The following is a 26153-nucleotide window of genomic DNA, read 5'->3' on the forward strand; positions in this document are numbered from 1 at the left end:
TTCCCGTTAAAGAGGGGGATTCAATTTCAAGACCTATATTTAATCGTTAGTAAATAATCTTCTGGTCTTAAGCCTTTACAATTAAGAATTGCGCGAAAGCGCGCGCATAGCCCAAAAGAACATCCTAGGTGCAATGGTCTTAAATGGGATAGAACCGAGTTCCCAACCGCCGACGTAGGCGAAGGGCTTCTTGCTTTTCATGATCTTCTTGATTTTGATGGCGCATTTTTTCGGATCCATTCCTTTTTCCTGAGCCGGACTGTTTTGTCCGTAGGGTTTTCCCTCTCCATCGAGCGATTTTACGGTCACATCCGTCTTTATAAACCCCGGCGCAATGACCTGAATCGCAATGTTTTGATCGTAGAGCTCTACCCGAAGACTCTCATACCAGCCGTTCAGCGCGTGTTTAGAAGCCGCATATGTAGCTACATCCGGTGCTCCGAACTTGGAAAGCATGGACGAGATAACGGTTATTTGTCCGGCACCCTGTTCTAACATGTAGGGTAACACAGTTTTTGTGAGTCTGATATTCCCGAAGAAATTCACCTCCATGACCTTTCGGTCCACGGCGTCCGATGTTTCCAGCACACCCGATTTATGCCCAATTCCACTGTTGTTTACCAAGTAGTCGATTCGGCCGTAGCACTCGATTACTTTTTTAGCTGCTTCGGCAAAGGTCTCGGGTTTCGAAAGGTCGAGGGGGAGTATGAGAATATGCCCTTCGGGCAGATTTGTTTGTGCGGCGACGAATTCCAACGCCTCAGTTCTACGCCCAGAAAGCACGAGGTAGGGCTGGTCCCGAGCTATGCGGTACGCCAGGTGTTCTCCAATACCGGAAGAAGCTCCGGTAATCCACACGACTTTCTTGGTGAAGGGAAATGACATAGTGCGAAAGTAATTATCTTTCGCCATGCTCCACATCAAAACCTGGGAAGAACTCTCGAAAGAGGAACTGTACGCGATCCTTCGATTGCGACAGCAGGTGTTCATTCTGGAGCAGGTTTGTCCGTTCGTGGACAACGATAATTTTGATCAGGAAAGCATACATGTTTGGGCCGAGCAAGAAGGTGAAGTGACCGCGTACGGCCGCATCGTGCCGCAAGGCACAGAATTTAATGAACTCAGCGTGGGCCGATTCGTTACGGCGGATGGGCATCGAGGCAAGGGATTGGGGCGCGAGATCGTACAGGCGTGTTTGGATGAGGCATTTCGCCGCTATGGAAAGCAGTCGGTGAAGATCACGGCACAATGGGTCTATGTCGATTTTTACCGCTCATTCGGATTCGAAACGGTAGGCGAGGAGTTTCACTTAGACCATATTCCGCATATATATATGATCCTTGAGTAGTTCTTTTTTTATAGTCAAAATTCTAGAGTCAAAAGTGCACGGCCAAAAGCTCTGCGCTCTGGACTTTTATGGTAAATGAATTAAGAATTGCATTGGTAGTTAGAAAATAACGCTGTACATTTGCACCCCGATTGAAGAATCACAAGATAAAGAGATTATACGATGAAACGTACATTCCAACCATCACAGCGTAAACGCCGCAACAAACACGGTTTCCGTGAGCGTATGGCTACTGCTAATGGCCGTAAGGTTTTGGCTCGCCGTCGCGCGAAAGGCCGTAAGCGTTTGTCCATCTCTAACGAATCACGCCACTAAGCAAATGTACGGTTCGTGAGTTGACCATATTTGAGGTGTTGCCTATGGCAGCACCTTTTTTTTATACCTATTTTTCTGCCCGCAAACGAAACTACCATGCCAAAAAACGCCAACATCAACAGCATCCTCATCATCGGTTCAGGCCCCATCATCATCGGACAAGCTTGCGAGTTCGACTATTCCGGAAGTCAGGCTTCGCGCTCCCTGCGGGAAGAGGGGATAGAGGTGACCCTCATCAACTCCAATCCGGCCACCATCATGACCGACCCGGTAACCGCCGATCACGTCTACTTGATGCCTCTGACCGTTGCCTCCATCGAAAAGATTCTTCAGGAGCAAAAGATCGATGCCGTATTGCCTACGATGGGAGGACAAACCGCTTTGAATTTGGCCATTGAGGCCGAAGAGCGGGGTATATGGGAGAAGTATGGGGTGAAATTGATCGGTGTAGATATCGACGCGATCAACATTACCGAGAATCGCGAGCAATTCCGGATGCTCATGGAGGAGATCGGTGTTGGTATGGCACCACAGGCTACCGCCACGAGCTACCTCAAAGGAAAGACCATCGCTCAGGAATTTGGTTTTCCACTGGTTATTAGAGCTTCGTTCACCTTGGGTGGAGCAGGAGCGGCGATCGTTTACGAAAAAGAAGATTTCGACGAAGCCTTGAATCGCGGACTCGAAGTATCCCCCATCCACGAGGTCATGATCGACAAAGCCTTGATGGGATGGAAAGAATACGAGCTTGAGTTGCTTCGCGATAAAAACGACAACGTGATCATCATCTGTTCCATCGAGAACATGGATCCGATGGGCATCCACACTGGAGATTCGATCACCGTGGCTCCGGCCATGACTTTGTCCGACACGGCCTATCAGCGTATGCGGGATATGGCGATTCACATGATGCGCTCTATCGGTGATTTTGCCGGTGGATGTAACGTGCAGTTCGCTGTGAGCCCCGACGAAAAAGAAGACATTTACGCCATTGAGATCAACCCGCGGGTATCGCGCTCTTCGGCACTGGCTTCAAAAGCTACCGGGTACCCGATCGCGAAGATCGCCGCCAAACTGGCGATCGGTTACACACTCGATGAACTCGATAACCAAATCACTAAAACTACAACGGCGTACTTTGAACCGACCTTGGACTACGTTATCGTGAAGATCCCACGCTGGAACTTCGATAAATTCCAAGGCTCGAACCGCGAGTTGGGTCTGGCCATGAAGTCGGTCGGGGAAGTCATGGGAATCGGTCGTTCTTTCCAGGAGGCCCTGCACAAAGCCACTCAATCGCTCGAGATCAAACGAAATGGATTGGGAGCGGACGGGAAAGGGTATAAAGATCAAGACCTTATCCTCAGCAAGCTCAAGCACGCGAGTTGGGATCGCGTATTCGTTATCTACGACGCAATACAGCTCGGGATTCCACTCCGCAAGATCCATGAGATCACCAAGATCGATATGTGGTTCCTGAAGCAATATGAAGAGCTTCACTACCTCGAGCGCGAGATCGAAAAGTATGAGATCGATAACATCGATCGCGAACTCTTACTCGAGGCCAAACAAAAAGGCTTCGCAGATCGCCAGATCGCACACATGCTCGGATGCCTCGAAAGTGAGGTGTACAACAAACGAGTCGATATGGGCATCAACCGGGTGTATAAACTCGTGGACACTTGTGCTGCGGAGTTCCCGGCGCAAACACCATACTACTACTCCACCTTTGAGCAGAACATGATAGACGGAGGCGAGCCGTTCGCTGAAAACGAAAGTGCGGTCTCCGACAAGAAAAAGATCGTGGTACTCGGCTCGGGTCCGAACCGCATTGGTCAAGGTATCGAGTTCGATTACTGCTGTGTACACGGGGTACTCGCCGCCAAGGAATGCGGCTACGAAACCATCATGATCAATTGCAATCCCGAGACGGTGTCCACTGACTTCGATACGGCGGATAAACTGTACTTTGAACCCGTGTTTTGGGAGCATATCTACGATATCATTCGCCACGAGAAACCTGAAGGCGTGATTGTACAGCTGGGAGGTCAGACCGCTCTTAAATTGGCCGAAAAACTCGATCGCTATGGCATTCCGATCATCGGAACGCCTTACCAAGCCCTCGATTTGGCCGAAGACCGCGGAAGGTTCTCCACTCTGTTGCGCGATCAAAACATTCCGTTCCCCGAGTTCGGCGTCATCGAAAATGCCGATGAGGCTCTGGAATTGGCCGAGAAGCTCGACTTCCCGATCCTCGTGCGCCCATCGTACGTTCTCGGGGGGCAAGGCATGAAGATCGTGATCAACAAAGACGAGCTCGAGCACCACGTTGTAGATTTGCTTAAAAGCATTCCGGGTAACCGAGTATTGCTCGATCACTACCTCGACGGTGCCATTGAAGCCGAAGCCGACGCCATTTGCGACGGCGAAGAGGTGTACATCATCGGTATCATGGAGCACATAGAGCCTTGCGGAATCCATTCCGGTGACTCGCACGCGGTATTGCCACCGTTCAACTTGGGCGAGTTCGTGATGCAACAGATCGTGGACATCACCAAGAAGATCGCTCTAGCACTTGAGACGAAAGGGCTCATCAATATCCAGTTCGCCATCAAGAACGATACAGTTTATGTGATCGAGGCCAATCCACGCGCATCGCGTACCGTGCCGTTCATCGCCAAGGCCTACAAAGAGCCATACGTGAACTATGCGACCAAGGTCATGTTGGGAGAGAAGAAGGTGAAGGACTTCAACTTTGACCCACAGCGCAAAGGGTTTGCCGTGAAGATACCGGTGTTCAGTTTCAACAAGTTCCCGAAAGTGAACAAAGAGCTCGGACCCGAAATGAAATCGACCGGTGAGGCCATTCAATTTATCGACGACCTGCGCGACGAGTTCTTCATCAAAGTATACAGCGAACGAAACCGCTATTTGAGCCGATAAACTATGGTAAAATTCCTCCTCATTGTCGCATTGATCTTCCTGGGATTACGTCTCTTTTGGAGCGGGCTATTTCGCTCGCTCACGGGCTTCACTCCCGAAGAAATGCGCGACCGCCAACGCGAGGCTTATGAAAATCAGCGTGCGGCCTCTCGGCCGGATGCGCGAGCGGAGGGGGATGTTCGCGTCGAGTACAAGCGCGATAAAAAACCCCCGCCCAAAGATGTGGGAGGGGAGTACGTCGATTACGAGGAAGTCGATTAATTCACGAACGGATCGCTGTACTTTTCATCCGTCGCCAAAGATGCGTCCGTTAGGGTCAACAGGAAGGCCGGCAAAGCATCTTTCTCGTCTTGCGTCAGGTTCAGTCTTCTCGCGTCGCCATTGGGTAACCTCAAAGGGGCATTGAGGTTCGAGTGGTTCTCGACTCCGGAGTTGTAATGCTCAATGACTTCCTCCAAGGTGGCAAACCGACCGTCGTGCATGTACGGGACTGTTAGCTCTATGTTGCGTAAACACGGTGTCTTGAATTTACCGTAGTCGCCCAAATTGCCCGTTACCTCGCCAAAACCTATATCGGCCGGATTCTGATCGAGGCCATTGCTTTTTGGCTCTATGGCGATCTGCAATGGAGTTCCATGGCATCCGGCGCAAGCACCTCGATTTACATTTTCGAAGATGTCCTTTCCTTCATTTTGCTGGTCGGTAAAGCCCACCAAGTTACCTGTAGGCGGTCCCGGAGTAGCGGCCACGGCGATGTCGAAAGCACTTTGATAGCTTACGATCGCACGAACGAATTGCGCCAGGGCACGACTTATGCGGTCTTCATCGATATCCTCGGTGCCGAAAGCTGCCTCGAAGAGGGGTGGATAGTAGTCGAGTGTTGCCAATCGAGCCGTTAGGCTATCCAAGGTCATTCCCATCTCCACTTGATCTTGGATCGGCATCAGCACCTGATCTTCGAGTGTAGCTGCACGCCCGTCCCGGAAGAAATGCTCCGCGGTGTAGTATCGGGCATTGATGAGGTTCATGCTGTGACGCCCTGTAGCCCCTCCGTCGAATCCGACCGAGAGCCCCTCAGGATCACTGAATCCGAACTCCGCCTTATGACAGCTGGAACAGCTTACTGTGTTGTTGAGTGAAAGTTGAGTGTCGTAAAAAAAGCACTCGACCAAGTGTGGCTCCCTCGTCGGTGATGGGGTTGGAATTCGGGGTGTTATCCGCCGCTAGAATAGCCGGAGCGTTGAAGTGTTTGGGCAGAATTAAATTGCTGCAGTTCAATGGGGTGTCGGGCAAGTTGAGGACGGTTTGTCCTTGATTGTTGCCATTATTTCCCGAGGGTTCGTTGTCTTCTTTTTTGCATGAGCTCAGGGCCATGAGTAAGGAGAGCGCCAGTAATTTCACCTGTTTCATTTCGTAGCTTTTTTACTGAGATGTTCAGTTTAACTAATGGTGTAATGCCTGATAATTATCAGGTAATAATTTCAGGTGCTCCGTATCTTGTATATACGAATGCTAGGTCATGGAATCGATTAAACTATTTCACGTCGAAGATAATGAGGGCGATGCACTCATTGTCCGTGAGATGCTGAGATATGTAAAAAACCTTCATGTAGAACTCAGCCATGTAGCCACATTAGCCGACGCCAAGGACCAACTCAGTAGTTCGAATTACGATATTCTGTTGCTCGATTTGGGATTACCCGACTCGTTTCAATTCTCTGCTCTTGAAGAAATATTGGAGATGAAGCCGAGTCAGTGTGTGATCGTATTGACCGGGCCCGAAGGTCACGAGAAAGGGATCGAGGCTGTGAAGACCGGAGCTGACGATTATCTGAGCAAGAACGTCATTACGCCATATTCTCTGGAACGCCCCTCTTGTTCAGTATGAGTCGAAAAGACGTAAGCCTCCAGTTACGCGAGATGAATCGCTCAAAGGATCGCTTTTTTTCGGTTTTGGCTCACGATCTCAGGGGGCCCATCAATTCTTTCTTGAATGTTACCGACATGCTTCGCGAGCAAGGCGAGTTGTTTAGTCCGACCGAGCAGAAGGAGCTCCTCGATTCGCTGAGCGACTACGCTCATAAACTATCGAATCTATTGGATAACCTGCTGAGTTGGTCACGGCTCAAGGTCGGGACCATGCACTTTGATCCGATAGAGTTGGAATTCGACAAGCTGCTGGTCGATTCTATTGAGATCGTGAACAAGATCGCTGAGGAAAAGGATATTGAGATCGAGACAAGTATCGAATGTGATACTGTAGAGTTGGATAAAGACATGATGGCCTCTGTGATCAGGAATCTGCTCACTAACGCTATGAAATTCAGCCGGCGTGGGCAGACGGTTCTTTTGGGGTGTCTGCTCGTCGATGACGTAATGATGCTGTACGTCGAGGATCACGGCATTGGAATGTCGGAGGAATTAAAGTCGAAGGTGTTGACCTTAGGGAAAAAGACTGGGCGTCCGGGAACCGAGGGAGAGCCCGGCTCCGGTTTGGGGTTGATTCTGGTTTCTGAGTTCGTCGCTATTCACGGCGGTAGACTTCAGATACGCTCCGAAGAGGAGAAAGGAACGCGGGTGGAGGTCATCCTGCCGCTGAGGCAGAAAAAATTCCCTTAAGCGGGAATAACCATCTGTTTGGGAAAGTCAAATGAATCCCGGGTTCCCTTGTTGTGTTGTTCATGTTCTTTGGATTTTCTCTTGGTAGGTTTTTTTCCTTTTCTATTATGGAGTTCGACAGTTATGAGATTGCTGTTTGTAGCGATGCTAAAAGTACATGATGGAAACTGCGACAAGGTAGAAGGACTGAACGTTGACCCGTCATTTTTCATACCTTAGACGACCTGTAGAAAGCCACGACCATGAAAGAAATCTGGAAGAACGCTTGGCCGCATATCTTGGCGGTCATTTTATTTTTCACCCTGTCCTTCGCTTATTTTAGTCCTTTGCTCGAAGGAAAGGTCCTTTATCAAAGTGATATCGCCAATTACCGCGGTATGAGTAAGGAGATCTTGGACCACCGCGAGGCCTATGGCGAAGAACCCCTCTGGACCAACTCGCTGTTCGCCGGAATGCCGGCCTACTTCAACTCGGTCCACTACCCCGGAAACCTCATTCACAGCATTTTCTTTGAGCCGATCAAGAGCATTCCGGCTCCGGCCAACTACCTCTTTCTATTGTTCCTAGGCTTCTACGTCCTTTTGGCCGGGTTAAAATACAACCCCCGATTATCGTTCATTGGAGCCATAGCATTCGGGCTATCTACTTATTGGTTCCTGATCATGGAAGCAGGGCACAATAACAAAACTTTGGCCGTCGCACTCTTTGCCCCCGTTCTCTTGGGGATTTTGACCGTTTTTCATCGAAAACGACTGGTCGCGGGCGGACTCATAACCGCGTTGACATTGGCTTGGGAGATCGATGTGAACCACATCCAAATGACCTACTACCTCGGAATTGCGGTGTTCATTCTCGGAATCTTCGAACTGGTACAGGCCGTCAAGGATAAAACCTTGCCCGACTTCGGAAAACAGCTGGCCGTACTGCTTCTTGCACTCGGATTGGCCGTGGGCACTAACGCGGGCCGACTGATCACCAGTTACGATTACGGTAAATACAGCACCCGCGGAAAGTCCGAACTTACCATCGACGACCTAGCCGGGACCAATAAAACGGACGGACTCGATCGCGATTACATCACCAACTGGAGCTACGGTATTGCAGAGAGCTTTAACGTATTCATCCCAGGCCTCATGGGCGGTGCCTCTACCGAAGCCCTAGATCGCGATTCACACCTCGGTGAAGCTATTCGCGGTCGTGTGCAGAACCCCGACCAAGTGCTCCAAAGCATTCCGACATACTGGGGCGAGCAACCCTTTGTGTCGGGCCCATATTACATGGGTGCCGTGGTCGTTTTCCTCTTTTTCTTCGGCCTGTTCTACCTAAAACATCGGTACAAGTGGTGGCTTCTGGTTACCACCGTCCTCATCTTCGACCTCTCGTGGGGCAAGAACATGATGTGGCTTACCGACCTCTTCATCGACTACGTGCCGATGTACGATAAATTCCGTGCCGTAGCCTCCATCCTCGTCGTGGCCATGCTCACCCTGCCCCTATTGGGATTCATGGCGCTGCGCCAACTATTCTACGAGGAATTCAACCGCGATGAAGCTTTGAAGGCTATTAAAATGGGGGGCGGCCTCGCGGCCGGATTGGCACTTCTGTTCGCTTTGTTGGGCGGAAGCCTTTTCGACTTCGAGGGCCTCAGGGACGATGTCTTTGCCAATGCCGGACTCCTCAACGACCTCATTGAAGACCGTAAAGCTATGTTGCGAGCCGATGCCTGGCGTAGCTTCATTTTTGTAGCCCTTGCGGCCGCATCCCTCTGGGCGTTCGTTAACGGTAAACTCAAAAGAGAAATGGCTCTGAGTGCCCTCGGACTACTTATTATCGTAGACCTTTGGACCGTCAATAAGCGATATCTGAACGACGATGACTTCGTCTCGAAACGCCAGATGGAGAATCCATTTACCCCGACGCAAGCCGATATGCAGATCATGCAGGATAACGATCCCAATTATAGGGTCTACAACCTCGGAGAGCGGCTCGATGCCGGTGCCCGAACGGCCTATTTCCATAAATCACTCGGCGGATACCATCCCGCCAAACTCAAGCGCTATCAAGAACTTGTCGATAACCAGATCAACAAGCGGAATCAAGCCGTGATCAATATGCTCAACGTGAAGTACTTCATCGTTCCGGATCAGAATAGCGGACAAGTACGAGCGCAAATGAATCCTGGAAACTTGGGCGATGCTTGGTTCGTCGAGAACGTTCGAATAGTGCCCAATGCCAATGCGGAAATGACGGCCCTCAATGATTTTGACCCTGCCGCTACTGCCATCGTCGATGAGCGTTTTGCCGGTCAACTCAGCGGAGTAGAACCTCAAGCTGATCCTTCGGCCACGGTAGTGCTTCAAGAGATCAAGAGCAACTACCTCAAATACCAAACCTCGACCTCAAAAGATCAGGTATTGATCATGAGCGAAATCTATTTCGGCTACGAAGGCCGCGGCTGGAAAGCCTATATCGATGGAGAATACGCTCCTCACTTCCAATCGAATTACGTTTTACGGGGAATTGTGGTTCCGGCCGGATCACATTCGATCGAATTCAAGTTCGAACCGACCTTGTACTACACAGGCGAAAAGATATCCATGGCTAGCAGCACCATTCTTTTGCTCGGCTCTTTGGCTTTGCTGTTCTTCCAATGGCGAAAAACCCGTGAAGAAACGGCATGAAACGCGTCTTGATCATCGCATACTACTGGCCGCCAGCGGGCGGAAGCGGTGTTCAGCGCTGCCTTAAATTTGCGAAATTCCTGCCTCAGTTTGGTTGGGAGCCCGTTGTGTACACTTGTGAGAATCCGGCCGCGTTCACTTGGGATCAAAGCCTATTGAATGACGTCCCCGCCGACCTCGAGGTGCACAAAACAAGAATCTTCGAGCCTTTCGAACTATATAAGAAACTCACGGGTCAAGGCAAGGACGCCAAGGTCACGGATGTAATGGTGCAGGGCGACAAGGATTCTATGGTAAAGCGACTGGCCATTTGGCTGCGCGGTAACCTGTATGTTCCAGACGCCAAGGTCGGATGGGTCAAGCCCAGCGTGGCATATTTATCGAAATACCTGGCTGAGCATCCGGTCGACCTTATGCTAAGCAGTGGACCACCTCACAGTGTGCACCTCATTGCAAAGAAGCTCAATAAAAAGTTCAGTATTCCGTGGGTGGCCGATTTTCGCGATCCTTGGATCAATATCTTCTCGAACCGCTTTATGAAGCGAACCGCCTTCACCGAAAGACGCGATCGCCGGCTCGAAACTTCCGTGTTGTCCCAAGCCCATGCCGTAACAGTCGTAAGTCCCGGTTTAGCGCATGAATTTGGTGACCGAGCTCGGCGTTTGACCGAGATCTACAACGGTTACGACCGGGATGATATTCCTGCCGCGAGGCAGCAAAAAAACAGCACCTTCAGCTTGTGCTACACGGGCAATTACATGGCAAACCAGGACCTGCCCGAATTGTGGGCCGTGATCGCTGAACTCAAAAACGAATTGCCGGATTTTGCCGGATTGTTCAGACTGCATTTGGTCGGAAAAGTTGCTGGGAACATCGTAGAGAGCATCGAAGCGGCGGGCATATCCGAACTGCTTCAACTAACCGACAGTGTGCCGCACCGCGAAGCCGTCCAATACATGGTCGACAGCGAAATGCTGCTCTTTCCGATACCGCACGATAAAACCAACAAGCTCATTCTCACCGGTAAGATCTTCGAATACCTGGCCTCGCGGTCCGAAATTCTGTGCATCGGTCCGGTCGATGGCAATGCCGCGCGGATATTGAACGAAGCAGGCCGGACAACCATGCTCGATTACAGCGATCGGTCGGCACTCAAGCAGCGCATTCGTTCGAGCTTCGAAAAATGGAAAACGAGTGGTGCCTTGCGGCACGATGGGGATGCGCACAAACGCTTTTCACGGGAAGGACTGACGGCTCAACTAGCCGAATTATTTAATGAATTAATTTAGTCGCGTGGAGACTACTTCTATCGATATCAGCACCTTTGACTACGATCCCGACTACTTTGGATCGCGCCGTTTACTCGTTACGATCAAGAGTTTCGACCTTCAAGCGATCAGAGATCGATATTTGGCCTCTAAAAATAACAAGAGCGGTCGGCGCGGATATGTGGAGCGGCGTGAAGCCGGTACGGGTGGAATAGCATTTTTGGAGTTGCATGGCGATCGGCTGGAGTCCGAAGTGTTGTATCGAATGAAGGAACCTCGAGGGGTCGATGCAAAAGGCGAAAAGGTGGCCATTGCCGCCGAGGATGCTGTATTCATTTTCGACTCGGGAAAGACCTACCGACTGCGCTACCCTTGGTTCAGCTACATCCATACTGTAGCGTTTTCACCGCAACTAGATAATGCCATTTTGGTGGCCTCGAGTGGACTCGATTGCATCTTCGAATTCGACTATGTATCCGGAAAACTCCTGTGGGAATGGTTTGCCTGGGAAAATGGATTCAACCGAAGTTACGACGCTCAAGGGAACGAGCAGTACTTGTGCCGTACCCTTGATCACAAAAGAGCTCTGGAAGCAGAAGGGAAGCCGGCAAAATTGATCAAGAATCCAACCGCATCGACCTTGCCCACAGCCCAGCGTGCAGCATTCATTAACTCGGTAGCGTACCGCAACGATGAGGTAAACGAGATACTCGCGACCTTTTTCCACGAAGGTAAACTGTTCAGCATCGATCGAGAGACTGGCGGAGCGAAGGCGCAAGTAGCGGATATGAAGAGCCCGCATGGTGGCAAGCACTTGGCAAAAAATAGTTGGTTGGTGACCTCTACGGCGACCGGAGAAGTAGTGGAGTTGCGGGGAGATCACGAAAACCGATTCAAGTTTCACGGTTTAGACCACAAGGCGCCTGAAATGGGGGAGGCCGAATGGCTTCAAAACTCGATAGTAGAGGGTGACACCATCATTACCGTCGACTCGAACCGCAACCGCCTCGTTCTTTTCGATCCAAAGGCGAGGAAGTACGCCATGGCGGCATACGATAGTAATTGGGCGGTTCAAGACCTCGTATCGGTAACATTCGAGAAAGATCGAGTCCGCCGGCTACAGCTAATTTGAGTGGGTTTTATAATTTACTCGCACCTATTTAAATCGAAACCATGATTCTACTCAAAAGACTGAGTGCTGCGGCCCTATTGTTGTCATTTATTGCCTCACAAAAAGCCGAGGCCCAAAATGCCCTGAGCTACGACGGAACTGATGACTATGTGCAAACTACCTTTCCCGGCATCTCGGGAAACCTGAACCGAACCGTTGAAGCGTGGATACGCACAACGGCAAATAGCGACCCAGGTACGGGTGGGCATCAACTCGTTATTGTCGATTGGGGAAGTATGTCTTTGGGTCAACGGTCGACCTTTTGCATGGTTGCCGGCAATGCTATTCGTTTTGAAGTAGGCGGAAACGGGCTTAGCGGTTCTGTTGCGATCAACGATGGCCTTTGGCATCATGTAGCTGTGACGTACACGTCAACGGTTTCCGTAAACCAAGTTAAGTTGTACCTCGATGGTCAATTGGAGGCTCAAGGTAATTTGACTCAACCCGTGAACAGTTCTCAAATCAATAACCTGATGATCGGCAGAAGGAACGATGGGGTAAACTATTTTGAAGGTGACATCGACGAAGTACGCGTATGGAATATAGCTCGCACCCAAGCCGAGATTCAAGCCGATATGAATTCGGAGTTTTGCTCGCCTCCAACGGGTTTGGCAGTATACTACAAGGCCAATGAGGGTGTGGCCGGAGGAAACAACGCCGGAAGCACCAACATGCCCAACCACGTGAGTAGCAACTACGACGGTACGCTAATGAACTTTGCGCTGAACGGAAGTTCATCGAACTGGATCGCCGGATCGAGTATTTCAACCGGAAACACAACCGCTAGTTTTCAGGTCGATGGATGTAACCAGTACATAGCTCCTAGCGGACAAGTTTGCGATAGTACAGGAATCTACACCGACGTCATCGCCAATGCCTCGGGCTGCGATTCGGTCATGACTATCGATGTGAACATTACGGATATCGATGTCGATGTAACCGACAACGGCGACAATACCTTAACGGCGAACCAAGCGGGAGCGAGCTATCAATGGCTCAACTGCACGCAGGGCTTTGCCTACATCAGTGGAGCTACGGGCCAGACCTTTGTGCCGACCCAGAATGGTCAATTCGCAGTGGAAGTTACTTTGAACGGGTGTGTGGATTCATCGAGCTGTTATAATATCACGAGTATTGGACTCCCAGACGTTGAGGATGAGCAGATCGCCGTATATCCGAATCCGGCCGCAGGCCGCATAACCCTCGAAGCACCTGCGCCTGTATCGTTTGAGGTTTTCGATATGCAAGGGCGATCCATTTATACTGTGAAAAACCCCGCTGCGAAAACCGTAATTGATGCTTCCGAATGGGCGCGCGGGACCTACTTAGTATTGATTCACACGGATCAAGGGTTGTTCACAGATAGAATCGTTATTCAGTGATACGAAGGCTCCTTCCGTTGTTGGCATTGGTGTTGATCGCTTGCGCCAAGGAGGAGCCCGAGCCCGAGGCGGTTCAGCTGCCTTATCGCGGGGTCGATGCGTCCCTGGTGCCGACCATTGAAGGGAGCGGCGTACGGTATCGGAGCTTCGAAGGTGTTGAGGGTGATTTCCTGGATATTGTTAGTGACAACGGGATCAACACCATTCGCCTGCGCCTGTGGTACGATCCGGCCGATTCCCGTTCGAGTTGGGATGAGGTGAAGAACTTCTGTGATCAAATTCATGCTAAAGGACTCAAGGTCTGGATCACCGTACATTACAGCGACACTTGGGCCGATCCGGGGCACCAGGAGACTCCGGCCGATTGGAGCAACTTGACTTTGGGCGAACTACGGGATAGTGTGTACGAATACACGGGCCGTATCGTGCGCGAAATGGAACCGGAGATCATTCAGATCGGAAACGAGATCAACAACGGGTTCTTGCATCCGACCGATCATCGGTGGAATTCCAAAGCCGCATTCTACGATTTGATCGATGCGGGAATCCAGGCGGTGCGCGATGCCGAAACGGATTCAAAGGTCATGCTGCATTTTGCCGGATATCGCGAGTTGGAGAGTTTTCTCGCTGAATGCGATACCCTCGATTACGACATGCTCGGACTCTCGTATTACCCCATTTGGCACGGCAAAAGCCTGGATTCACTCCGAACGGCCATAGGGAGCATTTCTGCCTACGGCAAGATTGGCGTCATCGCGGAATTTGCCTACCCCTTTACTTTCGATTGGGCCGACTGGACCAATAACATCATTGGGTCCGAAGATCAAATATTGCCCGCGTATGCGGCTGAACCTTCCGGACAAGCAAAGTACGTGTGAGATATTGTGAAATTGATCAAGGATGCTCAGGGGAGTGGACTATGCTACTGGGGTGGTGAAATGATCGCCTTTGACGGTCCCGAGTCCACAGAAGGGTCTTCCTTTGAGAATCAGGCTCTGTTCGACTTTCAGTTCAAGGCGCTTCCGGAGCTGAAGAGCGTCGATTTGGCTGCGCTCCAAAGTCACATGGAAGTTGTTGATCACAGTTAAGTTGTTCCACGGCAATTCGTAACCTATCAACGAAGCGTGTTTAAAGGCCCGAATACCCTACTGATGGATCACCTGATGGACTTGATGAACGTCGTAACTGTTGGGCATCAATACCACATCCGGACGAATTTCTTTCTTGATTTGAATTAAGGTATCGAGAATGCGTTGACGGTGTGCCGGAAATTCGCGAACCGGAAAATCCAACACGCGCACATGATTCGAGGGCAGGCCAAGAATGGCCGTCGCCTTCAGAAGCTCTTTATAAAGCGTGTCGGGGGCTGCTCCTTCGGGCAAACTCTTGAGGCAGGGTGAAAAGGCCACGTAGTGCACTTCCTTTCCTTCTTCGGTCCAGCGTTTTAGGCTTCCACCCGCGCCAAATTCCCCATCGTCGGGATGCGGTGCCAATACCAATATGCGCGATACTTCTTTCATAGTCGGCTAAAATAGGCAATTACCTCCTTTTCGCGTATTTTCACGCCTATGGCAAATGAGTATTTCGTACACGAAACTGCCGTGGTCGACGAAGGTGCTGTGATCGGCACCGGATGCAAGATCTGGCACTTCAGCCACATCATGCCGGGAGCGGTATTGGGTGATGGTTGTAATATCGGTCAAAATGTTGTGGTTTCTCCGGATGTGATCCTTGGAAAAAATTGCAAGGTTCAAAACAACGTTTCCATCTACACGGGCGTCACTTGTGACGATAATGTGTTCATGGGGCCCGGCATGGTCTTTACCAATATCGTGAACCCCCGAAGTGCGATCGTTCGCCGTGGACAGTATGCCAAGACCCACGTGGGAAAAGGAGCGAGCATCGGGGCCAATGCTACGATCGTCTGCGGTCATGACATAGGGCCATTCGCCTTCATCGGGGCCGGTGCCGTTGTAACCAAAACCGCTCCGGCTTATGCGCTCGTCGTTGGGAATCCGGCCAAGCAAGTGGGGTGGATGAGCGAATTCGGTCATCGATTGAATTTCGATGAAAGTAACAGAGCCCAATGCCCGGAAAGCGAGGCTTGGTACGAACTGAAGAACGGAGAAGTAAGAAAAGTAGAGTAGAACCTATGGTTATTATCGAAAGAGAAAAAATTCGGTTTGCAGTAGTTGGTGCCGGGCACATCGGCAAACGCCATTGCACCATGATCGATCGAAATCCCGAGGCCGAATTAGTGGGAATTTCCGACATAAAGGACAAGTCCGAACTAGGACTGGATGAATTCGCTTCTGTTCCATATTTCAACAGCATTGAGGAGTTGTTGCAGGCCGATCTCGATATCGATGTTGTAGTGATCGCCAGTCCAAACGGCTTGCATGCCGAACAAGCACTAAAGGTCCTTGAAGCGCGCAAACATGTGGTGATCGAAAAGCCCATGGCACTTTCAAAGCACGATGCGGAGAAGGTGATCTACAAGGCTTTGAATATCTCGCGTCACGTATTCGGCGTAATGCAGAACCGCTACTCCCCACCTAGTGCATGGATCAAGGAGATGCTCGAGGAGAATCGCTTGGGCGATATATATATGGTTCAGGTGAACTGCTACTGGAACCGCGATGAGCGTTACTACGGTCGCGATACATGGCGCGGCGATAAGAAACTCGATGGCGGCACCCTTTTTACCCAATTCTCTCATTTCGTTGACATCATGTATTGGCTCTTTGGGGATATTAAAGACATTAAAGGCCAGTTCGCCGATTTTAATCACGCCGACCTTACCGAATTCGAAGATTCCGGAATGGTACAGTTCAAGTTCGTGAACGGCGGAATGGGTTGTATCAACTACAGCACCTCGGTTTGGAACCAAAACCTCGAGAGCTCACTAACCGTGATCGGTGAAAAAGGGAGTATGAAGATCGGAGGGCAGTACATGAACGAAGTGGAAGTATGTAACGTGCAAGACTACGAGATGCCCGTTTTGCCTCCCGCTAATCCGGCCAACGACTACGGAGCGTACAAAGGTTCAGCGGCTAATCACGTGTACATCACCGAAAACGTGATCGACACCCTGAAGGGCCGAACGAGTATTACCACCAATGCCTTGGAAGGACTCAAAGTCGTCGATATCATCGAGCGTATTTACGAGTCAATGAATGCCTGAAACCACTTCTCCATGAAGAGGAGCTTGTAGGTCTTTTTTGGGAATAGTTTTTCGTTCTTCTTCCGGAGTTTATCCACGCCAGAAGCATCCATAAAACCTCGCTCAAGCAGCGAATTGATCAGTACTTCAGAGGCATCTTGGAGTTCATGCTCGAGCCAGTATCCCATTGGAAAGCTGCATCCTAGTTTGTTCATGGATACCGCTTCCGAGCTGACCCATTTTTGAGCTGCCCTTTTGAGTACCACCTTCCGATCATAGCCCTGAACTTTGTATTCGGTGGAAATCCTCATCGCCAGATCGACGAAGTCGTTATCCATGAATGGATGCAGACCAAAAATTCCGTGATCCTTCAACGACTGCCCCATCCGGTACAACTGCTCGTGCGGCGTATTTGCCGTCATCAGATAGATCATTATATCGATGTCATCACAGGGTTGGGTCGCTTCTGTATACAGGGTTCGAATATGCTCATAGGTATTGAATCCGGATCGAGGCCAAATCATCTTCTTTTCCCTTTCCTTCATCACAACGAAGTTGTGCGTGTAAAAATCGATCATTTCACGCGCCTCGAACATCTCCGAAAAACTGTCTAGTTTCTTAACGAACCCCTTCGGGATCATTTTCCACAACGGCGCACCCCAAAGATATTTTCGCCACATCCTGATGTACCGGAAATACCCGAACCCTCCGAAAAGCTCATCTGCGCTCATTCCGGTCAGAACATTCGCAAATCCGGCCTGCTGTGCGGCTTTCCCGGCAAAATAATAAGTATTGAAGGTGCTTCCGGGCTGCTCAAAATTATCGATCACGGCATCCCACTCACCCAGGATCTGATCGGGCGACATGTAAACCACCTGATGCGGCACGTCGTGCATTCGCGCGTTCTCGCCAGCAATCTCGCTTTCATCGGCCGCTTTAAAGGCATGGTCCTCCAATGTGAGGGTCACCGCTCCTAAAGTCGGTGCGTGGCACTTGCCCAATGCGGTGTAGTAGGTACTATCGACCCCACCGCTCAATAAGCTGCCCGGTTTCCAGGTTCCTTTGATTTGGCGCCTCACGGCGCGATCCATGGCTTCGTCGATCAGCTCGGCATATTCGTCAAGGGATAGAGTTCTATCTTTTTTACAGTACTTGAGCTCGTGGTAAGTTCGTGTTTCGGTATTTCCATTATACCAGATCAAATGCTGTGCTTTTGGAAGGGCAAATATTCCCTCAAAAGCAGTATACGGTTGAGGCGCACACGGGAATCCGAGTCCGTGCCACAGCGATTCGTAATTGGGCTTTGCCTCGATAAGCCCACTGGCCAACAGGCTTCTAATATTGGTTCCGAAAATCAATAACCCGTTCTTTATGGAGTAAAAGATCGTTTCTTGTCCAAATCGGTCGTGGCTCAAAATGAACCTGTCCATTCCGTCAAAGATCACCGCCGACCACTTTCCGTTCAACTCATCAGCAAAGCGCATTTCCTTCTTTGTCCAAAGGTTCATTAAGTATTTGGCCTCCGAATTTCCGCGCTCAAAATCGTCGTTGAATATTCTTCCGTACGCGATTACTTGATCTCCCGATTCGCTTTTAAGTAAGCCGCGCGAGCCGACCTGCTGGTCTTCGAAATGACGAAAATGCCGATAACCCACCATTCCGATGAGCTCACCGGAGGAGTTTTTGATCTCTTCAATTCCATCTTCGGTATTGCTCGTTCGAGACAGAGCCTTTGCCATGTCTTGCACGCGATTGCCGTGTGCCGGATCAAGTACTTCGGCACTCAGGATACCACAGATTTTTGCCATAAGATCAAAAGTCGGATTTTAATCCCAAAAACGAGCAGTTTCGAGAATATCCTGCCGTTTCTTACCAACGATCAACGTTCCGTTCGCGGTCACCAAGAACAGCTTCGGAAACGGGCGCGAGCAGTGATGACTCCACAAACTGTAGCTGTTGGCACCGGTGTCTGCAATGACTACCCAGTCTCCGGCCTCAGCGGCCGGAAGACCAATTTCCTTTCCGTAGAAATCTCCGCCAAAACAAAGGGGGCCACCGAGATCGGTCGACCTTTCGGGTCCGTTCTTTAGTTCACCTTTTGCGTTGAGCAGGTAGAACTGATGTGGCCATTTTTCGCGACTATAAGATTCGCGAACGAAGGTGTCGGCCCCCAAGTGGGTGATGAGTACTTGGTGGTCGTCAAAGGATTTTACTCCTTGCACCTGAGCCAGTGAAAAGCCGGCGTGGGCGTGATAGTATCGTCCAAATTCTGTGATCACTTCTACGCCCGACGTCCACAACTCCGGACAGGACGACTTGAGCATCTGGCCGTAGGCCGAAATCTCATGCTTCGTTTCCGCTCCGTAATCTACCGGGAAACCACCTCCGATATCAATGAATTCCATTCGCTTTCCGAACCGCGCTTGCAGTTCGAGAAACAGATCGAGCACCGCCCGAATTCCCGCTACCATTTTGTCGTAGGCATGGGCCTGTGAGCTGGTGTGAACGTGGAGGCCCGAGAGCGACGGATTCTCTTCGAATGCTTCAAACACTTCGTTCTTTCGAGCGATGGGGAAGCCGAATTTCGAGTAGGTCCCTGCCACGCTCATACTGGCATCGGAGTCGCTTCCTACTTGAGGGTTTATTCTTAAGCCGATTCGCGCCTTCGGATTCGAGGGCAATAAGGCAAGTTCGTTGAGCGAATCGAGGTTGGTGGTCACCCGCGGATCATTGGCCACAACTTCCATTTCCCGAGCCGTTTTGGCGGGCGAGTCGTACACAATATGTCCGAATCCCGGTATTCGTCGTGCTTGATGGTATTCTCCAAAGCTGGCAGCTTCTGCTTGTAGTTCAAGCGAATAACATGCACGTAGAATTGAGGTCACGGGATTCGCCTTTACAGCAACGGCATGTCGCGTTTTGGGCGGAAAAGCCTCGCGGGCGTGATCTACGCGATCTGCCAAGATCCGGATATCGTAAAAAAATAGAGCGGTATCGTCGGGGTCTACCCGTTCTCGGAGCACTCGTTGGAACAGCTGCTCGTAGTCCGATGCAGCGTGCCTTTTCAATACCGACCTTCTTTTATGAAATGCTCGATGGTTTGCACCAATAAGGTGTCTTCTGACAGATCCATGTCGTGATCGAGCAAGTAGCGCACATTGTGCGATCCGATCGCGAAACGAACGAAACTATTGTCGCCATAGGCCACAGGCTGACCTATGATCACCTTGCGATATTGCGGTAGCAATGGTGAAGGCTCCGTAACAATGGCCTTGTGCAAGGTTTGAAGTTGATCGTGGCTCAAAAAATCTCCGTCCACCTTGACCCTGAAACTGATGATAGAGCTATTGGTCTTTTCTTGGTCGCGCATCAAGTGGGAATATGGAGAACTCTCCAACAGTTCCGTGATGTGCTGATTCCATCGACTGATGGCTAAGTTCACCACACTTTCTTTGTACTCGTTCAAGAGGTTCATCTCAACGATGGCCGACTCCCACCGAAGCAATAGGCCGTAATTCTTGTAGTCGATGAACTCCTCTCTCAAGGCCTTTAATTCGGTAGGAAAATCATACTTGGTATACACCTTTTCAAATCCCCAGGTATTGGGCTTGGCCTCAGCTAATTTGTCGTTGATGGTGTCCGAAACCAATAGAGCTCCACAAAACGGAGGCGACTGGTAGAACTTGGAGCCCGTGATCATGATCACGCAGTTCAACTCCAATAATTTTTGAAGCAGGTCGCGGCTCGTACGAAGTTGACACAAGTCAACGACCCAAAGCACATCTTCCTGACATTCTTCAACAATGCTAATATTGTCTTCAATACCCGACTTAGAACCGATCACCAGATTTCCGATGATGGTGTATTCGTTTTTGTATCGGGCAATGGTTTCCTTGATGGCTTCGTGGTGATCGAGAATTACACCGTGCTCATCACGAGCATTAAAGCTGCGATATTCAACCGTTAGTTCCTGATTTACCGATGCTCCCTTTTCTACAGAATTGAGAATTTGATTTTTGTCAGAAAAGAATTTACCCTGAATGGCCATCGCAGATCCAGAGCCTAATTCCTCCGGGCAAGTCACCAAACTCATGATTGGCTTATCCGGATTCATCAACTTGCTGAACAAAAGCGGGTAATAGCACAAATCGCTACCCGATGGCGCAAAAAAGATGTGGTAATCCAATTCGGCGTTATTCAACAGCCTTTTCAGGCTTTTTACCTGATCACGCCGTACGTCTTCGAAGGCTATCGTGTTCTTTTGAAACCCATTGAACAGGTATGATACCCGCTCATACGCCTCATCCGTGAACACAGAGCACGTGCATGTACCTCTGTTGAATACGTCTTGATTATCGCTCGGGTTGATGTGATACTTGTTCAACCCATTGTGAATCAGCTCAATTCGTTCATCTCCCCCGCTGGTTATGGTATGTTCCAGACTTACGAGCGATGTATCGATCTCGGTCGTTTCCATGCTCACATTTTTCCGGCTGTAAAAGTACATCATTCCCGCGTTATGAACTAATATTCGGAAATATGTGTCATCTTGCGTGCGTTCAATTTACCACAATCCGTGAGTGCCTCAAGTCCCCATATAAACGATGCCCCAATCTTTTTGCAGCCTTGGTTCTTGCGATCCTTGGTGGGTGATGATTTGGTCATAGCTGAGTACCAGAGCGGGGGAGTGGAGGCCTTTTGGCCCATGCAATTGCGAAAGGCAGCGACTTTCCAAATTTTGCAATCGCCCGATCTGGTTCCCTATACAGGTCCGTGGTTCAACTACCCGGAGGATATGGGTTCTTCAAAGCGAGCACGAGAATTTCGCAAAGGGGTGAGCGCTTTGTTGAAAGGGTTTCCTCCGCATCACGCCCTATTCGGGCGGATGAGTCCGGCCGTAGGTGATTTCCTCACCTTGCATTGGGAAGGTGCTACCGTGAAGCCTCGTATCACGTATAGGATACAAGCCGACAAGACCTTAGAGGAGATCAACAAGAGAATGAAGTCCTCGAATCAGCGCAACATCAACAAGGCCAAATCGTTGCGACTGGTTGAAGAGAGCGACACCAGTACGCTTTGGCATTTAAGTCAAAAGACCTTCGGCCGCCAGGATCTTGAACCGCATTTTGATGGAGAGCAGCTTTCACGCGTGTTCAGCGCATGTGCTGAAAGAGGAGTATCACGATTACTTAGTGCCCGCGATGAGGAAGGGAACCCCCACAGCGCAATTCTTTTCGTTCGAGACGAGCATTTCGTTTATTATTACTTGGGCGGATCCGACCCCGTGTTTCGTAATAGCGAGGCCTTTAGCGCGCTCATCTGGGAGGGTATCAAGTGGTCTCGTAAACTCGGCCTCGGGTTTGATTTCGAAGGCAGCATGCACGAGCCCATAGCTCGATTCTTTCGGAGCTGGGGAGCCGATCGAGAAGTCTATTACGAAATAGAGCGATTTAATTCGCGTTGGGCCAAGCTGCTCTTCACTTTGAAGAAAGCCGTCAGAAAGTAAGGGGGTGTCCTTATTTCGCGCGTGTCCAGGTCGTGGTCCTTCCCAAGAGGGAAAAGCCGATGTATCCTCGGAGCTTTACGGTATTCTTGTCGGGCATGGCAGCCATGGCGCTGTACGAGTTGCCCGATTGTGGGTCATAGATATCGCCACCATACCATTCGTCCCCTGTCCATTTCATTCCTTCAAGGAATTCGAGTCCGATGATGGGGCGTTCGCGAAGTTCTTTGTTTGGGTTCTCGTCGTCCACCTTCGGGGTTTTTCCGTCTTCTTCGTAGGGGTTCATTAACCAGGCGATCTTGCCGTAGTATTTACCGTCTTTCTTTTTAATGACCTCTACCTTGGATTTTTTATCCTCGGTGAACCAAACGCCAAGAATATCGTCGGCCTGTTGCGCCATGGCACCGATCGCGCCGTACGCGCAGAAAACTAAAAGGAAGAATAGTTTTTTCATTGTTTCATTTGCTGTTTTCCACAGACTTCTCATCACCTTTTCGGGAGACCTTCACTTGTTGTAACTCAATTTCACTGCTCGATGTTTTGCGAGCGTGCACGATACTGGCATTTAGTTCGAATCCGACCAACAGTACAATGGCGTTGATGTAGATCCATAGTAAGATGATGATCAGCGTTCCGATGGAGCCGTAGATTTGGTTGTAGCTGGCAAAATCAGTGACGTAAGAGGCAAATCCGTACGAGGTGAGCCAGAGTAAAAAAGTGGTCAATATGGCCCCGGGCGAAAAGAATCGGTGTTCTTTGCGGTTGGCCGGACCGTAGTAGTAGAGGAGGGTGATGCTGAAGAAAATGAGAGCCAGAACTACGATCAGCTGTGCGAATCCGAGTAATTGGCTTTCGAACCGCGAAACGATGTCGAGGACTTCGAGTCGATCGATGATGGTTTCACTGAAGATCACCAGGGTCACCGAGGTGATGAACATGATGGAAAGGACCACCGTCAATACTATGGATGCGCGTAGTTGGCTGAAAAAAGTGCGGATCTCGATGCTGTGGAAGGTGGCGTTGAAGGAGGTGATTATGGCGTTGACCCCGTTATTGGCGAAGAACAGGGCCAGTAAAAACCCCAGTGATAAAAGTCCACCGCGCCTGATTTGAATAATGTCTGTAAGCGTTTTGTCGATGGCCACCCAGGTTTTTGGTGGCACTACCGATTCGAGCAATGCGATGAGCTCGCTTTGAAAATTATCGATCGGGATGTAGGCGATGATAGTCAGCAAAAAGATCGTAAACGGAAAAATCGCCAAGAAAAAGCTAAAGCTAATGCTTGCTGCGCGCGTTGTAAGGTACCCCTCGAGCAAGCCGGTGACGAAGAACTTGAGTACCTGATAGAGGTCGACCCCGCCAAAACCGGGTAAATAAATCCGTTTGAGTAAGCGACGAAACGCCATCATAGGAGGCGAATACCACAATTTGTGTACCCAGCACTCGATCATTCCGCGGCCTTTAAGCTCATATCGAGGTTGTACATCGAGTGGGTGAGGGCACCAACGCTGATGAAATCGACCCCGCATTCTGCGTATTCGCGAATGGTTTCTTCGGTGATGCCTCCGCTCGATTCGATTTCGCAGCGTCCGGCGATCAGTGCCACAGCTTTGCGCGTATCGTTGTAGTTGAAGTTGTCGAGCATAATGCGATGAACTCCGCCTACGGCGAGAATCTCACGTACTTCGTTCAGGTCGCGCGCTTCGACCTCAATTTTAAGATCCTTCCCTTTAGCGGTGAGGTATTTTTTGGTCTTTTCGATCGCCGGGGCAATGCCGCCCGCAAAGTCCAAATGATTATCCTTAAGCATCACCATATCGTACAAACCAAAGCGGTGGTTCATGCCACCCCCGACCTGCACGCTGTACTTCTCGAGTAGTCTTAGTCCCGGTGTGGTCTTGCGCGTATCGAGCACCTTGGTAGGGAGCCCTTTGAGGAGGTCTTGATATTTACGGGTCCTGGTTGCCACGGCACTCATTCGTTGAAGACAATTTAGAACAAGGCGCTCTCCGGTAAGCAGGGCTATGGAGGGGCCGGTGACTTTGAATGCGATGTCTCCGGGTTTTATGCGGTCTCCGTCTTTAAGTAGGTATTCGACCCGGCAGTTAGGATCGACCTGCTGGAAAATGAGCTCGGCCAGAGGGAGTCCGGCGATGACCCCTTCCGCTTTACACAACAGCTGAGCTTGCCCCGTGGCATCGGTAGGGATGCAGGCGAGTGAACTGTGGTCGCCATCTCCCACATCCTCCCGAAGGGAGTAATCGATAAAATTAAGTAGTTCGTCGCGGTGGTCTCTGAGCGCTATCATTTGTGCTACCTTTGGATGCAAAGTACGGAAGATTTAGCGATTGAAATGGGTGCTTTTACAAGTGGGTATGACCGACGCGGGATGGGTGCGTGACGGTTGCCGCATTACCTGCCTTTCGAGACGGTGACGATTCCCGATGTAAAGAAGGTGCGCGACGAGGCCGATCAGAAGGAGCAGGAGAGTAAGGCGATCTTGGATAAACTGGAGCCAGCCGATTTTGTGGTGTTGCTCGATGAGCGGGGAAAGAGCTGGACCTCGAGGCAGCTGGCCGATTTTGTACAGCGAAAAATGAACGAAAGTACGCGCCGACTTGTCTTTGTTATCGGTGGTCCGTACGGATTTTCACAAGAGGTTTACAGCAAGGCGAACATGAAACTGAGTTTGAGCGCCCTGACCTTTTCGCATCAAATGGTGCGCCTGTTCGCGGTGGAGCAAATGTACCGGGCCATGACCATTTTGCGGAACGAACCCTACCATCATGATTAAAGGACTTTTCGGTAAAAAGAAAGATAAACCCAAAGAGGCGTTGACTCCACCCGATATCAATGTGCCGATGGAGTTGGTATTCGCGACCAATAACGAGCACAAATTGCGCGAGGTACAGGCCACGGTGCCGCAGCATATTAAGCTTTTGAGCTTAAAGGATATTGGCTGTACCGAAGATATTCCGGAAACCCAACCGACCATTGAAGGGAATGCCCTGCAAAAAGCGAGGTACATTCACGAGCACTACGGCCGCGATTGCTTTGCGGACGATACCGGATTGGAAGTAGAGGCCCTGGAGGGTCGACCCGGAGTGCTGAGTGCCCGCTATGCCGGGCCGGCGCGGGACGATAAGGAGAACATGTTCAAGGTGTTGTACGAACTCGAGAAGCAGGAGAACCGCGCCGCTCGATTCAAAACCGTTATTGCTTTGATCATCGACGGGCAAGAACGCACCTTTGAAGGTATCGCCAACGGCAATATCACTGAAGAACCTTCGGGTGATGCGGGATTCGGATACGACCCTATTTTTACTTTTACCGGTGAAACGCGCACGTTTGCCGAAATGACCGCGGACGAAAAGAATGCGGTGAGTCATCGGGCACGGGCAACGGAGAAGCTCGTGCAGTTTCTTAATAAATTCTATTAGACAGTGGACAGTGGACAGTGGACAGTGGGCATTGGGCCATGAGCTTGTTGATTTGCTGCGCAAGTAAATATCGACTCCGCCGAAGTACACTCGCTCTGCGAGCGAGACAATTTTGCCATTGACTCCGTAAGGAATTCACTCGCACGAAGCGCGAATTCACTCTGCGAAGCAGAATTCACTTCCACTTATATCACTTATAACACTGCTGCCACTTCTAATTCTTCATCCCTACCGCAACAATGTAATCGACGCCTTTTTCTCAACGGTTTTTCCGTCCCGACCAATGCCCTTTGCCACTACGTAGTAGGTTCCTTCGGGTG

General features: G+C 50.3%; 27 protein-coding genes. 17 read left to right on the forward strand and 10 right to left on the reverse strand.

From position 1 onward, the window contains the following. Positions 1 to 81: 81 nt before the first annotated feature. Positions 82 to 885 (reverse strand): SDR family NAD(P)-dependent oxidoreductase, encoded by an 804-nt coding sequence (locus J4F31_06735; protein ID MCE2496255.1) that lies wholly within the window; start codon positions 883 to 885, stop codon positions 82 to 84. Positions 886 to 910: 25 nt separating this feature from the next. Between J4F31_06735 and J4F31_06740 the strand changes: the two genes are divergently transcribed. From J4F31_06740 to J4F31_06755, 4 genes are all read left to right on the forward strand, one after another. Then, on the forward strand, positions 911 to 1348 hold the full coding sequence (locus J4F31_06740) for a GNAT family N-acetyltransferase (protein MCE2496256.1): 438 nt from the start codon (positions 911 to 913) through the stop codon (positions 1346 to 1348). Positions 1349 to 1510: 162 nt separating this feature from the next. Beyond that, entirely contained in the window at positions 1511 to 1663 is a 153-nt protein-coding gene (gene rpmH / locus J4F31_06745; protein ID MCE2496257.1) for a 50S ribosomal protein L34, read from the forward strand. 96 nt (positions 1664 to 1759) lie between these two features. Then, complete coding sequence (gene carB, locus J4F31_06750; GenBank protein ID MCE2496258.1) at positions 1760 to 4606, forward strand: carbamoyl-phosphate synthase large subunit; 2847 nt, start codon at positions 1760 to 1762, stop codon at positions 4604 to 4606. 3 nt (positions 4607 to 4609) lie between these two features. Next, complete coding sequence (locus J4F31_06755; GenBank protein MCE2496259.1) at positions 4610 to 4867, forward strand: DUF4834 family protein; 258 nt, start codon at positions 4610 to 4612, stop codon at positions 4865 to 4867. On the opposite strand, the gene J4F31_06760 is transcribed toward J4F31_06755, so the two are convergent. Next, positions 4864 to 5778, reverse strand: coding sequence for a cytochrome-c peroxidase (locus tag J4F31_06760; protein MCE2496260.1), 915 nt, complete (start codon positions 5776 to 5778; stop codon positions 4864 to 4866). The genes J4F31_06755 and J4F31_06760 overlap by 4 nt on opposite strands. After that, positions 5708 to 6016 carry a hypothetical protein gene (locus tag J4F31_06765; protein MCE2496261.1) on the reverse strand — a complete coding sequence of 103 codons (309 nt, stop codon included), beginning with the start codon at positions 6014 to 6016 and terminating at the stop codon, positions 5708 to 5710. The genes J4F31_06760 and J4F31_06765 overlap by 71 nt, the downstream gene beginning before the upstream one ends. Positions 6017 to 6125: 109 nt before the next feature. Between J4F31_06765 and J4F31_06770 the strand changes: the two genes are divergently transcribed. The 8 genes from J4F31_06770 to J4F31_06805 all read left to right on the forward strand — a co-directional run bounded on the left by J4F31_06770 (position 6126) and on the right by J4F31_06805 (position 14815). Beyond that, positions 6126 to 6494, forward strand: a complete 369-nt coding sequence (locus J4F31_06770; GenBank protein ID MCE2496262.1) for a response regulator — start codon at positions 6126 to 6128, stop codon at positions 6492 to 6494. Continuing rightward, complete coding sequence (locus J4F31_06775; protein ID MCE2496263.1) at positions 6491 to 7225, forward strand: HAMP domain-containing histidine kinase; 735 nt, start codon at positions 6491 to 6493, stop codon at positions 7223 to 7225. The genes J4F31_06770 and J4F31_06775 overlap by 4 nt, the downstream gene beginning before the upstream one ends. Before the next feature lie 242 nt (positions 7226 to 7467). Then, positions 7468 to 9906, forward strand: coding sequence for a hypothetical protein (locus J4F31_06780; protein MCE2496264.1), 2439 nt, complete (start codon positions 7468 to 7470; stop codon positions 9904 to 9906). Beyond that, on the forward strand, positions 9903 to 11195 hold the full coding sequence (locus tag J4F31_06785; protein MCE2496265.1) for a glycosyltransferase: 1293 nt from the start codon (positions 9903 to 9905) through the stop codon (positions 11193 to 11195). The genes J4F31_06780 and J4F31_06785 overlap by 4 nt, the downstream gene beginning before the upstream one ends. A gap of 4 nt (positions 11196 to 11199) precedes the next feature. Continuing rightward, complete coding sequence (locus tag J4F31_06790; GenBank protein ID MCE2496266.1) at positions 11200 to 12306, forward strand: hypothetical protein; 1107 nt, start codon at positions 11200 to 11202, stop codon at positions 12304 to 12306. Positions 12307 to 12347: 41 nt separating this feature from the next. After that, entirely contained in the window at positions 12348 to 13727 is a 1380-nt protein-coding gene (locus J4F31_06795; protein ID MCE2496267.1) for a T9SS type A sorting domain-containing protein, read from the forward strand. Continuing rightward, entirely contained in the window at positions 13724 to 14605 is an 882-nt protein-coding gene (locus J4F31_06800; GenBank protein MCE2496268.1) for a glycosyl hydrolase 53 family protein, read from the forward strand. Before J4F31_06795 ends, J4F31_06800 begins: the two co-directional genes overlap by 4 nt. Before the next feature lie 6 nt (positions 14606 to 14611). Then, the gene (locus J4F31_06805) at positions 14612 to 14815 is read left to right on the forward strand and encodes a glycosyl hydrolase 53 family protein (GenBank protein ID MCE2496269.1); all 204 of its coding nucleotides are present in this window, start codon (positions 14612 to 14614) and stop codon (positions 14813 to 14815) included. Between the two features lie 57 nt (positions 14816 to 14872). Here J4F31_06805 and J4F31_06810 read toward each other — a convergent pair whose 3' ends face one another. Next, a complete protein-coding gene (locus J4F31_06810; protein ID MCE2496270.1) occupies positions 14873 to 15247 on the reverse strand; it encodes a PIG-L family deacetylase in 375 nt (124 codons plus the stop codon). A gap of 48 nt (positions 15248 to 15295) precedes the next feature. On the opposite strand from J4F31_06810, the gene J4F31_06815 reads away from it, so the two are divergent. Beyond that, entirely contained in the window at positions 15296 to 15874 is a 579-nt protein-coding gene (locus tag J4F31_06815; GenBank protein ID MCE2496271.1) for an N-acetyltransferase, read from the forward strand. A 5-nt stretch (positions 15875 to 15879) separates the two neighbouring features. Beyond that, the gene (locus J4F31_06820; GenBank protein MCE2496272.1) at positions 15880 to 16911 is read left to right on the forward strand and encodes a Gfo/Idh/MocA family oxidoreductase; all 1032 of its coding nucleotides are present in this window, start codon (positions 15880 to 15882) and stop codon (positions 16909 to 16911) included. Here J4F31_06820 and J4F31_06825 read toward each other — a convergent pair. From J4F31_06825 to J4F31_06835, 3 genes are read right to left on the reverse strand one after another with little or no spacing between them, the layout of a single operon-like run. After that, positions 16890 to 18698, reverse strand: a complete 1809-nt coding sequence (locus tag J4F31_06825) for a hypothetical protein (protein MCE2496273.1) — start codon at positions 18696 to 18698, stop codon at positions 16890 to 16892. The genes J4F31_06820 and J4F31_06825 overlap by 22 nt on opposite strands. An 18-nt stretch (positions 18699 to 18716) precedes the next feature. After that, a complete protein-coding gene (locus tag J4F31_06830; protein MCE2496274.1) occupies positions 18717 to 19958 on the reverse strand; it encodes a hypothetical protein in 1242 nt (413 codons plus the stop codon). Continuing rightward, positions 19955 to 21367, reverse strand: a complete 1413-nt coding sequence (locus J4F31_06835; GenBank protein ID MCE2496275.1) for a hypothetical protein — start codon at positions 21365 to 21367, stop codon at positions 19955 to 19957. The genes J4F31_06830 and J4F31_06835 overlap by 4 nt, the downstream gene beginning before the upstream one ends. A 99-nt stretch (positions 21368 to 21466) precedes the next feature. On the opposite strand from J4F31_06835, the gene J4F31_06840 reads away from it, so the two are divergent. Next, a complete protein-coding gene (locus J4F31_06840) occupies positions 21467 to 22396 on the forward strand; it encodes a GNAT family N-acetyltransferase (GenBank protein MCE2496276.1) in 930 nt (309 codons plus the stop codon). A gap of 10 nt (positions 22397 to 22406) precedes the next feature. Here the strand turns inward: J4F31_06840 and J4F31_06845 are convergent, their stop codons facing one another. From J4F31_06845 to nadC, 3 genes are read right to left on the reverse strand one after another with little or no spacing between them, the layout of a single operon-like run. Beyond that, positions 22407 to 22847 (reverse strand): DUF2147 domain-containing protein, encoded by a 441-nt coding sequence (locus tag J4F31_06845; GenBank protein MCE2496277.1) that lies wholly within the window; start codon positions 22845 to 22847, stop codon positions 22407 to 22409. Positions 22848 to 22851: 4 nt separating this feature from the next. Beyond that, positions 22852 to 23844, reverse strand: coding sequence for a YihY/virulence factor BrkB family protein (locus J4F31_06850; GenBank protein ID MCE2496278.1), 993 nt, complete (start codon positions 23842 to 23844; stop codon positions 22852 to 22854). After that, positions 23841 to 24701 (reverse strand): carboxylating nicotinate-nucleotide diphosphorylase, encoded by an 861-nt coding sequence (gene nadC, locus J4F31_06855; GenBank protein MCE2496279.1) that lies wholly within the window; start codon positions 24699 to 24701, stop codon positions 23841 to 23843. Before nadC ends, J4F31_06850 begins: the two co-directional genes overlap by 4 nt. Before the next feature lie 96 nt (positions 24702 to 24797). Between nadC and J4F31_06860 the strand changes: the two genes are divergently transcribed. Both J4F31_06860 and J4F31_06865 read left to right on the forward strand, forming a co-directional pair. Further along, the gene (locus tag J4F31_06860; protein MCE2496280.1) at positions 24798 to 25187 is read left to right on the forward strand and encodes a 23S rRNA (pseudouridine(1915)-N(3))-methyltransferase RlmH; all 390 of its coding nucleotides are present in this window, start codon (positions 24798 to 24800) and stop codon (positions 25185 to 25187) included. A 67-nt stretch (positions 25188 to 25254) separates the two neighbouring features. Continuing rightward, the gene (locus J4F31_06865; GenBank protein MCE2496281.1) at positions 25255 to 25833 is read left to right on the forward strand and encodes a non-canonical purine NTP diphosphatase; all 579 of its coding nucleotides are present in this window, start codon (positions 25255 to 25257) and stop codon (positions 25831 to 25833) included. Positions 25834 to 26153: the final 320 nt, after the last annotated feature.

Source organism: Flavobacteriales bacterium, assembly GCA_021296215.1.
Taxonomy (GTDB): Bacteria; Bacteroidota; Bacteroidia; order Flavobacteriales; family ECT2AJA-044; genus ECT2AJA-044.

Bases quoted from the DNA above. Each gene is read 5' to 3' on its own strand.
- J4F31_06835 (MCE2496275.1), bottom strand. From the start codon at position 21,367: ATGGAAACGACCGAGATCGATACATCGCTCGTAAGTCTGGAACATACC.
- J4F31_06755 (MCE2496259.1), top strand. From the start codon at position 4,610: ATGGTAAAATTCCTCCTCATTGTCGCATTGATCTTCCTGGGATTACGT.
- J4F31_06775 (MCE2496263.1), top strand. From the start codon at position 6,491: ATGAGTCGAAAAGACGTAAGCCTCCAGTTACGCGAGATGAATCGCTCA.
- J4F31_06785 (MCE2496265.1), top strand. From the start codon at position 9,903: ATGAAACGCGTCTTGATCATCGCATACTACTGGCCGCCAGCGGGCGGA.
- J4F31_06795 (MCE2496267.1), top strand. From the start codon at position 12,348: ATGATTCTACTCAAAAGACTGAGTGCTGCGGCCCTATTGTTGTCATTT.
- J4F31_06845 (MCE2496277.1), bottom strand. From the start codon at position 22,847: ATGAAAAAACTATTCTTCCTTTTAGTTTTCTGCGCGTACGGCGCGATC.
- J4F31_06825 (MCE2496273.1), bottom strand. From the start codon at position 18,698: ATGGCAAAAATCTGTGGTATCCTGAGTGCCGAAGTACTTGATCCGGCA.
- J4F31_06770 (MCE2496262.1), top strand. From the start codon at position 6,126: ATGGAATCGATTAAACTATTTCACGTCGAAGATAATGAGGGCGATGCA.
- J4F31_06850 (MCE2496278.1), bottom strand. From the start codon at position 23,844: ATGATCGAGTGCTGGGTACACAAATTGTGGTATTCGCCTCCTATGATG.
- J4F31_06765 (MCE2496261.1), bottom strand. From the start codon at position 6,016: ATGAAACAGGTGAAATTACTGGCGCTCTCCTTACTCATGGCCCTGAGC.
- J4F31_06735 (MCE2496255.1), bottom strand. From the start codon at position 885: ATGTCATTTCCCTTCACCAAGAAAGTCGTGTGGATTACCGGAGCTTCT.
- J4F31_06810 (MCE2496270.1), bottom strand. From the start codon at position 15,247: ATGAAAGAAGTATCGCGCATATTGGTATTGGCACCGCATCCCGACGAT.
- carB (MCE2496258.1), top strand. From the start codon at position 1,760: ATGCCAAAAAACGCCAACATCAACAGCATCCTCATCATCGGTTCAGGC.
- rpmH (MCE2496257.1), top strand. From the start codon at position 1,511: ATGAAACGTACATTCCAACCATCACAGCGTAAACGCCGCAACAAACAC.
- J4F31_06815 (MCE2496271.1), top strand. From the start codon at position 15,296: ATGGCAAATGAGTATTTCGTACACGAAACTGCCGTGGTCGACGAAGGT.
- J4F31_06740 (MCE2496256.1), top strand. From the start codon at position 911: ATGCTCCACATCAAAACCTGGGAAGAACTCTCGAAAGAGGAACTGTAC.
- J4F31_06780 (MCE2496264.1), top strand. From the start codon at position 7,468: ATGAAAGAAATCTGGAAGAACGCTTGGCCGCATATCTTGGCGGTCATT.
- J4F31_06820 (MCE2496272.1), top strand. From the start codon at position 15,880: ATGGTTATTATCGAAAGAGAAAAAATTCGGTTTGCAGTAGTTGGTGCC.
- J4F31_06865 (MCE2496281.1), top strand. From the start codon at position 25,255: ATGGAGTTGGTATTCGCGACCAATAACGAGCACAAATTGCGCGAGGTA.
- nadC (MCE2496279.1), bottom strand. From the start codon at position 24,701: ATGATAGCGCTCAGAGACCACCGCGACGAACTACTTAATTTTATCGAT.